The sequence below is a fragment of the Planococcus wigleyi genome, from assembly GCF_014836985.1.
In the GTDB taxonomy this organism is placed as follows: domain Bacteria; phylum Bacillota; class Bacilli; order Bacillales_A; family Planococcaceae; genus Planococcus; species Planococcus notacanthi.
On the sequence record NZ_JACSPU010000001.1, the window covers coordinates 897,326 to 909,436 of the forward strand.

11 protein-coding genes and 1 riboswitch are annotated in these 12,111 nt (G+C 44.2%); of the genes, 10 read left to right on the top strand and 1 reads right to left on the bottom strand.

Going from position 1 to position 12,111, the window contains the following annotated elements:
• Positions 1-12: 12 nt before the first annotated feature.
• The 7 genes from H9630_RS04195 to H9630_RS04225 all read left to right on the top strand — a co-directional run bounded on the left by H9630_RS04195 (position 13) and on the right by H9630_RS04225 (position 8,193).
• Positions 13-1,671: a cytochrome c biogenesis protein ResB gene (locus H9630_RS04195; protein WP_191714209.1), complete on the top strand. Its 1,659-nt coding sequence runs from the start codon at positions 13-15 to the stop codon at positions 1,669-1,671.
• Entirely contained in the window at positions 1,668-2,852 is a 1,185-nt protein-coding gene (gene ccsB / locus H9630_RS04200; protein WP_191714210.1) for a c-type cytochrome biogenesis protein CcsB, read from the top strand. Before H9630_RS04195 ends, ccsB begins: the two co-directional genes overlap by 4 nt.
• 160 nt (positions 2,853-3,012) lie before the next feature.
• Entirely contained in the window at positions 3,013-3,729 is a 717-nt protein-coding gene (locus H9630_RS04205; RefSeq protein WP_191714211.1) for a response regulator transcription factor, read from the top strand.
• Positions 3,722-5,503, top strand: a complete 1,782-nt coding sequence (locus H9630_RS04210; RefSeq protein ID WP_191714212.1) for an ATP-binding protein — start codon at positions 3,722-3,724, stop codon at positions 5,501-5,503. Before H9630_RS04205 ends, H9630_RS04210 begins: the two co-directional genes overlap by 8 nt.
• 46 nt (positions 5,504-5,549) lie before the next feature.
• On the top strand, positions 5,550-6,083 hold the full coding sequence (sigX, locus tag H9630_RS04215; protein ID WP_191714213.1) for an RNA polymerase sigma factor SigX: 534 nt from the start codon (positions 5,550-5,552) through the stop codon (positions 6,081-6,083).
• On the top strand, positions 6,073-7,257 hold the full coding sequence (locus H9630_RS04220) for a GerMN domain-containing protein (RefSeq protein ID WP_191714214.1): 1,185 nt from the start codon (positions 6,073-6,075) through the stop codon (positions 7,255-7,257). The genes sigX and H9630_RS04220 overlap by 11 nt, the downstream gene beginning before the upstream one ends.
• 76 nt (positions 7,258-7,333) lie before the next feature.
• Positions 7,334-7,466, top strand: a riboswitch (FMN riboswitch).
• Positions 7,467-7,611: 145 nt separating this feature from the next.
• The gene (locus tag H9630_RS04225; protein WP_191714215.1) at positions 7,612-8,193 is read left to right on the top strand and encodes an ECF transporter S component; all 582 of its coding nucleotides are present in this window, start codon (positions 7,612-7,614) and stop codon (positions 8,191-8,193) included.
• A 206-nt stretch (positions 8,194-8,399) separates the two neighbouring features.
• Here H9630_RS04225 and H9630_RS04230 read toward each other — a convergent pair whose 3' ends face one another.
• Complete coding sequence (locus H9630_RS04230; RefSeq protein ID WP_142826477.1) at positions 8,400-8,651, bottom strand: ferredoxin; 252 nt, start codon at positions 8,649-8,651, stop codon at positions 8,400-8,402.
• 106 nt (positions 8,652-8,757) lie between these two features.
• On the opposite strand from H9630_RS04230, the gene H9630_RS04235 reads away from it, so the two are divergent.
• The 3 genes from H9630_RS04235 (at position 8,758) to H9630_RS04245 (ending at position 12,105) form a co-directional block, all read left to right on the top strand.
• Complete coding sequence (locus H9630_RS04235) at positions 8,758-9,783, top strand: helix-turn-helix domain-containing protein (RefSeq protein ID WP_191714216.1); 1,026 nt, start codon at positions 8,758-8,760, stop codon at positions 9,781-9,783.
• Positions 9,780-11,207 (top strand): RecQ family ATP-dependent DNA helicase, encoded by a 1,428-nt coding sequence (locus tag H9630_RS04240; RefSeq protein ID WP_191714217.1) that lies wholly within the window; start codon positions 9,780-9,782, stop codon positions 11,205-11,207. The genes H9630_RS04235 and H9630_RS04240 overlap by 4 nt, the downstream gene beginning before the upstream one ends.
• 79 nt (positions 11,208-11,286) lie before the next feature.
• The gene (locus tag H9630_RS04245) at positions 11,287-12,105 is read left to right on the top strand and encodes a LysM peptidoglycan-binding domain-containing protein (RefSeq protein WP_191714218.1); all 819 of its coding nucleotides are present in this window, start codon (positions 11,287-11,289) and stop codon (positions 12,103-12,105) included.
• Positions 12,106-12,111 lie beyond the last annotated feature (6 nt).

Consider the following 12,111-nt stretch of genomic DNA (forward strand, 5'->3'; position numbering starts at 1 on the left):
GAGATTTTTTGGATGGAAAATTTACAATGTCAATGTGGTCATACGAATCCGCCTGGTACGAAGCTTTGTGAGTCGTGCGGGCGGTCTTTGACTGAAAAAGAGCAAAACAGCAAACTCGTCGATATGCGGTACGAAGGAACGGCCAGAAGGTCGCAAACTTACAACAAATCCATCATCGACAAAATTTGGAATTTCTTTTCAAGCGTAAAAGTGGGAGTCAGCATCATCGTCATTCTGCTTGTAGCTGCAGCAATCGGTACGATTCTTCCTCAACAGGCCTTTGTGCCAGCTAGCACTGAAGCGACAATCAAGGACTACTATGCCGACACATATGGCAGCGTAGGGCGTGTCTACCATTTCCTCGGATTTCATGACTTATACAGTTCCTACTGGTTTATCGCGTTGGTCGGGATGCTTGCCATCTCGCTCGTCATTGCCAGTCTAGACCGTTTTGTGCCTCTTTATAAATCATTGAAAAACCAACGGGTTCTGCGCCATCCGAGCTTTATGGACAAGCAGCGGATTTACGCTGAAGGTCCGGGAGCGGAAGATACGCTGTTAAAAGCGGAAGAGAAATTAAAAGAATTGAAATACAATGTCCGCACAGATAAGAATGGCTTGCTGGCTGAAAAAGGCCGGTTCTCCCGATGGGGCCCGTATGTGAATCACATCGGTTTGATTATTTTCCTATTTGGTGTGATGTTGCGTATGGTTCCTGGTTTCTATATCGATGAAAGCCTATGGCTGCGCGAAGGAGAAACAAGAGCAATTCCTGAAGTGCCAGGCTATTATCTGGAAAGCAAAAACTTTGAGCTTGAAAACTATACGGGTGAAGACGGCGAAGAAGTATTCGGCGAAGCCCTCGACCGTGTAGGTACTGTAGCGAAAAATTACCAAACGGATGTTATTCTGTATCAGAAAGCAGAAGAGGCATTGCCGGGGGCTTCTGACAGTCAAGAGGCCGTTGGAGAATATGCGATCCGCGTCAATCAGCCTTTGAAGTTTGACGGCTATGCCATCTATCAGATGGATTACCGATTGGACGAGCTGAAAGCGATGAAATTTGCTTTCACCAACAAGGAAACAGAAGAATCCCTGGGCGAGTTGACCATCGATTTGATCGACCCGGAAAAAACGTATGAACTTGAAAGTGGTGCAAAAGTTGAATTGCTTGGGTATTATCCGGACTTTTCAGGATTTGAAGGCGGAGAACCCCAAACGGCAACACCGCTGCCAAATAATCCGGGCTTTCTTGTAAAACTGACTACTCCTGAAACGCCTGAAGGAGAGACCAGTTTTATCACCATTCAAAACACGGTTGAGCCTTTAGGGGAAAATGATTACAAATTAACTTTCCAAAGCGTAGAAACACGTGATGTTTCGGGGCTAACCGTACGGAAAGACAGCACTTTGCCGATTCTTGGACTTGGCGGTTTAATCTTCATGATCGGTGTAGCGCAAGGCATGTACTTCAACCATCGCCGTTTCTGGATTCAACAGAAGGCTGATGGTACGATCTTACTGGCTGGCCATACCAATAAAAACTGGTTTGGCTTGAAGAAAGACCTTGATCAAGTTGTTGACTATGCATCATTGCCTGCTTACACAGACCAGCAAGATGAAATCGACAAAAAAGAGAAAGCGGAAAAGGAAGGTGAAGCATTGTCATGACGTTAGCTGAAATGAGTTCAAATCTATTATACGTTGCCTTTATTGCTTACCTTATTGCGACATTCGTCTTTGGCGGAGCAGTAAAAGGAAATAAACAAGGTACGTTCAAGTCTGAAAAACGATGGGGCATTGCCGCGATTACCATCACTTTGATCGGTTTTGCAGCCAATCTTGGTTACTTCTTTACACGTTGGGGCGCAACTGGACATCCGCCACTAAGCAATATGTTCGAGTTTACAACAGCATTCGGCATGACGTTGGTCGGTGGATTCATTATTTTGTATTTCCTCTATAGAACACCTGTCCTTGGCATGATTGTATTGCCTGTCGCTTTATTGATTATCGCATTTGCAAGTATGTTTCCAAGTGAAGTCAGCCCGCTTATTCCGGCTCTTCAAACAAACTGGTTGGCGATCCACGTCAGTACAGTAGTGATTGCAGAAGGAATCCTGGCCATCAGTGCGGCTGCGGGTCTGATTTATCTATTGAAAGTTGTGGATCTTACAAAGAAATCAAAACAGCGTTTTTGGCTTGAAGCCATCATGTATTCATTGGTATTGGTAGTTGGCTTTGTAGTAGCCAGTTCGTTCTTCTCGTTGACCGGTTATGAAGCTGAATTCAACTATGTGGATAAGGAAGACAATGAAGCGGCTATTACCTATGCTATGCCTCCTGTCTTTGGTATGAACGAATACGTGGCGTTGACAGATGACGCCATGACGCCATTAGTTGAAACACCGGCAATGGTTCATGCCGGAAAATTGACGACAGTGTTCTGGTCAGTGCTGTTCGGTACCGTTATTTATTGGCTGATCCGCTTGATTTTCAGAAAGCGCATTGCCGGCATATTGAAACCGTTCGTCAAGAACGTCAATCTGCAATTGATGGATGAAATCAATTACCGCGCCATTATTATCGGCTTCCCGATCTTTACTTTGGGTGCTTTGATCTTTGCTATGATTTGGGCGCAAATCGCTTGGTCACGCTTCTGGGGCTGGGACCCGAAAGAAGTATGGGCATTGATCACTTGGTTGTTCTATGCCGCTTACTTGCATTTACGATTGGGCAAAGGCTGGCAGGGCGAGAAATCCGCCTGGTTGGCTGTGATCGGTTTTGCCATCATCATGTTCAATCTGGTCGCAGTAAACTTAATAATCGCGGGATTGCATTCCTACGCATAAAGCTGGATGAACAAATGGGCCTTTTCCGGAAACGGAAAAGGCCTTTTATTGATTGTTCGGGCTTAGACGTTGAGATATGGCGTGGGTTAGCGCTTTTCTTTATTTTTGACAGGGTTATCGTTACAATAGAAATTAACAGAAGAAAGTTGGAGGGGTTAGCATGTCTGAAGAGATAACGGTATTGGTAGTAGACGATGAAGAACGGATTCGGCGCTTGCTGAAAATGTATCTGGAGCGTGAAGGATATTTAGTGGAAGAAGCCGAAAATGGCTTACAGGCATTGGATATGGCAATGGAAAAAGATTATCATTGCATCCTTCTCGATCTGATGATGCCTGAAAAAGATGGCGTCGAAGTGGCAACTGAACTTCGCGAAACGAAAATGACCCCGATAATTATGCTTACCGCTAAAGGGGAAGAAGCTAACCGTGTAGAAGGCTTTGAATCTGGAGCGGATGATTATATCGTCAAGCCGTTCAGCCCGAGAGAAGTCGTGTTGCGTGTTAAAGCAATCTTGCGCAGATCATCGGCCTATTCTCCGGTTTCCAATTCCACCGTTTCAAAAGATTTGGTCGTCTTTCCACATCTGACCATCGATCACGATGCACATCGCGTAACAGCTGATGGTGTGGAAGTAAATTTGACGCCAAAAGAATACGAACTCTTATACTTTTTGGCGAAGGCGCCGGATAAAGTATTCGACCGGGAACATTTGCTGAAAGAAGTTTGGCATTACGACTTTTTCGGTGATTTGCGGACTGTCGATACGCATGTTAAGCGCTTGCGCGAAAAATTGAATCGTGTGTCTGAATCTGCAGCGAAAATGATTGTCACTGTATGGGGCGTCGGTTATAAATTCGAGGTTGGCAATGAATAGAATATGGAATAGTGTCGTCGGGAAGCTTTGGATTACGATCCTGCTTCTCGTTTCCTTTGTCCTTTTTATTGTGACAGTCCTGCTTTTGGAGTTTCTTGGGAACTATCACAGTGAAACAGTGGAAGAAGCACTGAACAGTGAAGCGAACATGATTGCCAACATTTTTAACGAACATGACGAAGTGGAAACTTCACTCGAGGTCATTAAAGATGTATTAGGTCCGGAGACCAATGCGGTTATCGCTGAGGAGCCTTATGAAAACAGCTATTACATTCATGATGGGTTGAATGGCGATGACACGAGAGAAAAAATATTAAATGAACCGTCCTTCCAAAAAGTTTTTGAAACCAGTGAAACTGTCATGAAGGAAATGCTGTTGCCTTCATTGACAGAAGAAAATCGCCTTGAGTCCTATATTGTTCTGGCAAACCCTCTAAAGACCAGTGAAGAGCAGCATGGCGTAGTATTTATCTATCAATCCCTTGAAGTGATGGACCGAACAGCAGAGCGGACTACAAATATCGTCTTTCTGTCCGCATTTATCGCTCTAGTATTAACGACCTTTTTTGCGTTCTTTTTGTCGTCGCGGATTACGTCGCCGCTCCGTAAAATCCGGGAAGGCGCATTCGAATTGGCGAAAGGGAACTTCGATACTAAGGTCACAGCCTCTTCAAGTGATGAAATCGGCCAATTGGCTACTGCTTTTAATCAGATGGGCCGCCAGTTGAAGCATCATGTCGAAGTGATCAATCAGGAGAAGGAGCAATTATCCAGTATTTTGACATCCATGGCCGACATCGTCATCACTTTTAATCAGGATCGAACTATTCTTTTAAGCAATCCGCCAGCAGAAAAATTACTGCAGCAATGGATTTTTAAGAACGGGTCTTCTGAAGCGCAACCATTGCCTTCCGAAATGCTCCATATGCTTGACCATGTGTTGGATTTTGAAGAAGAAATCGAGGAAGAGCTTGAAATCGAAGGGGCTTATTATGCCATCAATTTCAGTCCTTTATACAGCGGCGCGTCTATTCGGGGAGCGGTTGCTGTCCTGCACAATATGACGGAACAGCATCGCTTGGAGAAGCTTAGAGAAGACTTTATCGCTAATGTATCGCATGAATTGCGGACACCGATTGCCATGCTCCAAGGCTATAGCGAAGCGATTCTCGATGATGTTGGTGCAACGGAAGAAGAACGCCGTGAAATGACGAAGATCATCTATGAAGAATCACAGCGGATGGGCCGTCTGGTTACCGATTTATTGAATTTGGCACGGATGGAATCGGGCCATATGCGCCTTTACAAAGAAATCGTTCAGCTGAATACTGCCATTGAAAGAATGACGCTTAAATTCTCCCAAATCGCTAAAGAAAATGACATTCAGTTGTTGTTTGAAACCGAGATTGATGATTGGGCGGCTTGTGATATGGATGAAGACCGGATTGAACAGGTCATGACCAATTTGATCGATAATGCAATTCGCCATACGCCTAAAGGAGGGCAAGTGGTGGTCCGTGTCGAAAATCAAGAAGAGTACGCCAAAATCTCGATCAACGATAATGGTGTAGGAATTTCAGAAAAAGATCTGGAATTCGTTTTTGAGCGATTCTATAAAGCGGATAAAGCCCGTACGCTCGGCAAGGGCGGTACAGGTCTGGGTCTTGCGATCGCCAGCAATATCATCCAGGCGCATGAAGGGAAAATCTATGCAGAAAGCAGAATGGGGCAAGGAACTTCATTTGTCTTTTTGCTGCCTTTGAAGAAAATGTAACTTTCTTTTAGGCTGGACGACTAATCCTAAGAACGGGGGGAGTAGAGTGAATGACTCCGTTTTTCATCGGTTATATGAAGAATACCATCAGGATGTTTTTCAGTTCCTGATTTATCTTGTGAAAAACAGGCACTTATCAGAAGACTTGATGCATGAAGTTTATATTCGTGTATTTCGTGCATATGACCGGTTTGAAGGGAAGAGTTCTGAGAAAACATGGCTTTTTTCGATTGCAAAAAATGTAGCAATCGATCATTTTCGGAAAACAGCTGTGCGAAAAAAACATTCCATGGAGTTTTTTGATTGGGAAACCCAGCAATTGGTGTCGACCGAAAGGATTCCTGAAGAAGTCTCCATGTTGAACGAAGATAAGATTTTACTCTATAAAACATTGGATACCTGCACAGGCGATCAGAAAATGGTGATCATCATGCGTTTTTTTCAGGATTTGTCGATAGCCGAAACGGCCGATATTTTAGGCTGGACGGAAGGCAAAGTAAAAACCACTCAACATCGTGCAATCAAAGCCTTGCGTGAAAAATTAATAGCCAAGGAAGGGGGAGATGAAAATGCCGAATAACAAATGGACCGATGATTCCATCGAAGATTTGTTGAAGGATTTCCCCGCAATAAAAGACCATCGGCCAAAAGAAGAAGTTTACAATCGGTTGGTTCAGAAAGAGAAAAGTCCAAAACGGCCGAAAAAATGGTTGCCTTTGCTGGCAGCTGCATTGGCGTTTATTACTATCGGCATTTTGGTTGCTGCAATCATCAATCAAAATGGTATTGATTCTGCCCAAAACCCCCAAAATCCGGTCGAAGAACCTCAAGAACCTTCTGCTACCCAAGATGGTGCAGCAGAGGAAACAGGCGAGGTTCCTGAAGCGGAAGGAGCAGGAGGGTTTACCACAGCGCAGGTGGACGAGCCGTCACGGACTGCTGCCTATGAAGAACTGATCGGTGACCAAACACTGATGACGATCGGCCTCACTGAAAATGCATTTGTCGTGCCGGTATCGTTTTTGGTTCCTGAAGAACAGATAAATGCGGTTTTTGGAAATGCCGCTCCGTCTTCACTTGAGCTTTATCAGGAATTTGCAGATGACATCGATGAGACACTTCTCGGCTTTGACGAATACCATCCGTACGCTGGAAGCTTTGAAGAAACATCCATGGGTATTCGGCACCTATTGCCGCCTGACCATGCATACGACTTGGCTTCTGCAAGCATCGGTGTCTACTTCAATACCTTGGCAGCGACATTCCCGGATGCAAATGAAATTGAAATTGCCAATGAAGATGGATCGCCAGCAGAATTCGGTGAAATCGGTCCAGTAGAACCAATGAAACCTAAAGTGGAAAATCTCGCTTATTATTCTTATTCTGCTGCTAACGGTGAAGTTTACCTCGTTCCTGGATACGATATGCCGTTTGATACAGCAAATGAAGCAATTGAGGCGTTGGCGAAAAATCCAAATGATTTTTATCAGGCAACCATACCAGTTGATACGGACTTTGAAATTACGGAAGCGGAAGGCATAATGCAAGTTGAATTTAAAGAGACAGTTGATTTGGACTCGCTAGATCAGCGGGAAGCGGTTCGGATGATTGAAAGTCTGGCCTTGACCGCTGCGGCTTTTGATAAGGAACTGGCTATAACGGGCGTTCAGCCGGAAAAGTGGAACAGCTTCGACTTTAGCCGACCTTTGCCGGTTCCGTTAGCGCCGAACTTGATGGACTGGCCGATACCTTAATAAAAGGAGCGTTGTAAAACAAATATGTTTACAACGCTTCTTTTTTATACTAAGATTAGGCCATAACAAAATATCGATTCATCTTCGGGGCAGGGTGCAATTCCCTACCGGCGGTAATTGAACTCTGTTCATAAGCCCGCGAGCCGTAAAACGCAGGATTTGGTGAGACTCCAAAGCCGACAGTATAGTCTGGATGGGAGAAGGTGAAGGTGCGGACGTTTGTCGTTTACATGTAGACGGAACGCTTATTAAGTGTGCCTTTTCTCCCTTAAGTGTTTGTTGCTTAAGGGTTTTTATATGTAAATGCAGTGTCCAAGCCTTTCTTCTGGTGAATCACGACAAGGAGAGAGGAATATGAAGAACAAGAAGTTGCAAACGATGATCGTAATTGGGATGTTGAGTAGTATTTCATTTATTTTAATGCTTTTCAACTTTCCGCTGCCAGCTTTACCTGCATTTTTGAAAGTTGATTTCAGTGACGTTCCTGCTTTGATCGCAGCCGTTACGATGGGGCCAGTTGCCGGAATATTAGTGGCATTCTTCAAAAATGTATTGGATTGGCTATTTGCTGGAAGCCCGACAGGCGTTCCCGTCGGCCATATGGCCAATTTTGTGACAAGCCTGCTATTCATCTTGCCGGTTTATGCCATCTACCACAAAGTAGCGACAAAGAAAGGCATGGCATTCGGATTGGCCATCGGTACATTATCGATGGCGATCGGGATGAGTGTATTGAATTACTTGGTCTTTCTGCCAATGTACACTTACTTCCTTAATATGCCAGCAGAAACAGGCAATGCCCTATTTGGCACCATCGTTTTAGGGATCCTACCATTCAATTTAATCAAAGGCGTACTTTTGACTGCGGTCGTTCTGTTGATGTTCAGCAGTATGCACACGTGGATCGAAAAGCAGCGTTCCTATTATTTATCATAGATAGAAAAGCGCAAGCAGCCGTTAAGCTCCGACAAGCGCTGAAAGCTTTACCGGGAAAGGTGTTCTTTGCCATACAGCTGGGTTGACTTATGACCCTAGGACCTGGGCCGCTGGAATGTGGCCATAAAAGAAAAGTGAAGCTGACATAACGCAATAAAAAGAAGGCGTTCGGGAGTATTTACTCCCGAACGCCTTTTCCATTTAAATCAGTCTTCGTATTTTAAAGGGTCGCCTTCGAATGATGAATCTGCAACTTTAATGGAGTCTGTTGGACATCCTTCAAATGCATCTTCCATGTCTTCCTCGAGTTCGTCTGGAACTTGTTCTGTCCCCATGTTATTATCTAAAATAACAAATGCGATTCCTTCGTCGTCATAATCATAAATATCAGGTGCCGCTGCACCACAAGCACCACAAGCGATACAAGTATCCTTGTCGACAATGGTATACTTAGCCATATTGTTTTCCTCTCCTTTATCTCCGAACAAGTTCAGTTATACTATCGTTTTTATTCTAAAGGTGTTTGAGTAGTTTTTCAACCCAAAACCGCTAGGGGGCGCAAGCTTGTTATTCACCGAACTGATTATGGCCATTATGAAAGCCGTCGACAGGCAGCGGACGCTCACTTCCCCATTCCATTTGATTAAAGGAAAGAAGTCCGGCCAGACCATCCAGGATATCGGTTATTTCAACCTATATCCCTATTTCGGCGTGTTACCTAAACTGGATAAGAAAGCCTATGACCAAGCGGTTCAGCGCTTGTTTATGGAGGGGTACTTACTGGAAAATGAACAGGTTATTGAACTGACTCCGAAAGCGCTGGATGCTGAGGTCGCTCCATCCCCGTTAAATGGCTGGAAATACCGTGGAAATGAGATTATTTTCTTTCAACGGTTGTCACTAATTGTTCAAACTTTATCTAATACCAGCCAAGGCATTAAAATATTTGATCCCATTGTCAATAAGGAAGAAGTACAGGCATGGGTCAAAATGTATTTGAAGCGAATCGGATTTCGGGATTTAACAGTCGTACAAACGTTTAAAGAGCAACTATTGGCTACCTTAACCAATACGGAAATATCAGAAATACATAAAATGATCCTGATGGAGCGTTTATCAGGACATGAATTGAGTGGGTTAACATGGCAGCAGATCGCCGATTCCAAGGAGTTGGCGATTCTGGATGCCCAATTGATGTTCGTGGAAGCACTGCATGGATGGATGGCTGCCATTGAACACGCAAAACCATCCCTGCTCATTGGATTAATGGAAGGAATCATTCAGCAGTCTTCTTTGACAGAAACCGCTAAACGCACAGAAAAATTATTTGAAAGAGGATTTTCATTGGAACAAATAGCTTCCCTGCGGCAATTGAAAACCAGCACAATAGAAGATCACTTCGTGGAATTGGCGATGAACGATCCCTATTTCAATTTTACGCCGTTTGTAGATCCGCAGTTGTATGAAGCCATCATTGCTGAAAGCCGGCAACGAAAAACGAAAAGATTGCGTGATATCAAAGAGCATTTGCCTCAAGCCAGTTATTTTCAAATCCGTTTGGCTTTAGCCATTAGGGAGGAACAAGGATGAATCTAGAGAAATTATTGTATTCTGCCTACGGTTTTTCTTCATTCCGTCCAGGTCAACGGGAGATCATCGAGCAGGTATTGGCTGGAAAAGATGTCATTGCACTGCTGCCGACAGGAATGGGGAAATCCATCTGTTACCAGCTTCCAGCAAAGATTCTGCCTAACAGTGTATTGATTATTTCCCCGTTATTGTCTTTAATGCAAGATCAAGTGGCGCAGTTGAAGAAGATGGGGGAAAAATCAGTAGTTGCCATCAATTCTTTTCTGAAGCCTGAGGACAAAGAAAAGGTATGGAGCAATCTCGGCTCCTATAAATTCATTTTTGTTTCACCGGAAATGCTGGTTCAGCCATATGTGAAACAAAAGCTTCAGCAAATACGAATTTCTTTACTGGTTGCTGATGAAGCCCATTGCATTTCTCAATGGGGATTTGATTTCCGGCCGGATTATTTGCGGATTTCAGAAATCCTGCCCGCTTTAAACTTTCCGCAAGTACTGGCATTGACGGCGACTGCTACAGATAAAGTAACGGAGGAAATAAGGGAATACTTATCCTTGAAAGAACCCTATATCTATAGGCATCCAATGGACAGGGAAAATATTGTCTATGATATCAAGAAATTCGATGACCAACGTGACAAGCTTGAATTTCTGAAGGGGTTTATTTGTAAGTTCAGCGGTCCCGGAATCATTTACGCAGGAACTAGAAAAAAGTCCCAAGAACTTTCTTCTCTTTTGGCAGAACAGGGAGTTTCTTCGGCATTTTACCATGGCGGTATGGAACATCAGGACCGTGTCTTTGTCCAACAGCAATTTCAAAACGGAGAGCTGCAATGGATCTGCTCAACAAATGCTTTTGGCATGGGTGTCCATATACCGAATATCCGGCACGTCATCCACTTTCAATTGCCGACTTCGATAGAAGGTTATGTTCAAGAAGTGGGAAGGGCCGGACGGGATGGACAGCCGGCATTGGCTACCCTGCTTTATGCGCAAGGAGATGAAGCTTTGCTGGAAAGTTTGGTGATGGATGACTTGCCGACACAGCATGAAATCGAAGCTGTTTATCGAAACGGCACGGCTGCAACTCATTTAATCGACCAAGGAATTGTCCGGGAGACGGCTTTTCGGGTTGCTTCTTATTGGATCACCAAATTGCCATTGGAAGGCGTAAACAAGCAAATGGAGCTTCTGAGACGAGGGAAATGGGAGCAGGCGGCAAAAATCCGTGAATTGCTGTCATTGGAAAGTTGTTTGCGGAGCTATATCATCAGCTGTTTTGATCAACAGCTTGCCGATAAGCCTTCGAATTGCTGTATCAACGATGGAATCAATTATGAAGTGTTTGCGGAGTTTTTGCCTCCGGCAGAAAAGCAGCAACCGCTTGATTGGCAAGATCGATTGCGTGTAATATTACCTATATAAGATTCTCGTTAACTGTCATTTACAAATGAGTCTTTTTTCGTCATAATAGATATATTAGTACAGATAGGGGTCGTCATGAATGGGAAATAACAGTTATTATGAGTCGGTTGAAAAAAACCGGCAGGAAATATCGATAGACAAAAATTCTGCTTTGTCGAGAGCAGCTCAGCGACAGGCACAAAAGCCTAGGCCAAACCCTAAAAAGAACAAAAGCCTATTGATGCCTGCGTTATTCTTTATTTTTATCTTAATACCCGTTACTTTACTGATTTTTGTAGCTTTCTTATATGAACCCGATGATTCATTGACAGCTAAACCTGCAGAAAATGAAGTGAGTTTTGAGATGAATTCCCAACCATCCAATTCTGCTGTAGTGGCGGCCGAGGAAGAAGACAAAGAAAAAGACAAAGAAAAAGCGAAAAAAGCAGCTGAAGAAAAAGAGAAAGCTGCTGCAGAAAAAAAACAAGCTGAGAAAAAAGCTGCTGCAGAAGCCGATGCCGCTGAGAAAGCTGAAGCTGAAGCAAAGGCGAATGCTGAAGCTAAGGCAATAGCCGATGCACAAGCGAAGGAAAAAGCTGAAGCAGAGGCCAAAGCGAAGGCGGATGCAGAAGCGAAAGCCGTTGCTGATGCTCAAGCGAAAAAAGAGGCAGAAGCGAAAGCCGCTGCTGAAGCCCAGGCGAAAAAAGAAGCGGAAGCAAAAGCTGAAGCGGATAAAAAAGAAGAAGTGCCAAGCGCAAACGGCAAAACTTACGTGGTCCAGTCCAGTGAAACGCTTTACCGCATCGCCGTCAATAATTACGGTGCTGCAGGAGCCGCTGCGGCAGTCGAAAAGATCAAACAGGCTAATGGCTTGAGTTCAAACAGCATCAGCCCTGGCCAGACATTGATTCTGCCATAAGCAAAT

Bases quoted from the DNA above. Each gene is read 5' to 3' on its own strand.
- H9630_RS04210 (WP_191714212.1), top strand. From the start codon at position 3,722: ATGAATAGAATATGGAATAGTGTCGTCGGGAAGCTTTGGATTACGATC.
- H9630_RS04240 (WP_191714217.1), top strand. From the start codon at position 9,780: ATGAATCTAGAGAAATTATTGTATTCTGCCTACGGTTTTTCTTCATTC.
- H9630_RS04195 (WP_191714209.1), top strand. From the start codon at position 13: ATGGAAAATTTACAATGTCAATGTGGTCATACGAATCCGCCTGGTACG.
- H9630_RS04225 (WP_191714215.1), top strand. From the start codon at position 7,612: ATGAAGAACAAGAAGTTGCAAACGATGATCGTAATTGGGATGTTGAGT.
- H9630_RS04245 (WP_191714218.1), top strand. From the start codon at position 11,287: ATGGGAAATAACAGTTATTATGAGTCGGTTGAAAAAAACCGGCAGGAA.
- H9630_RS04205 (WP_191714211.1), top strand. From the start codon at position 3,013: ATGTCTGAAGAGATAACGGTATTGGTAGTAGACGATGAAGAACGGATT.
- H9630_RS04230 (WP_142826477.1), bottom strand. From the start codon at position 8,651: ATGGCTAAGTATACCATTGTCGACAAGGATACTTGTATCGCTTGTGGT.
- H9630_RS04220 (WP_191714214.1), top strand. From the start codon at position 6,073: ATGCCGAATAACAAATGGACCGATGATTCCATCGAAGATTTGTTGAAG.
- ccsB (WP_191714210.1), top strand. From the start codon at position 1,668: ATGACGTTAGCTGAAATGAGTTCAAATCTATTATACGTTGCCTTTATT.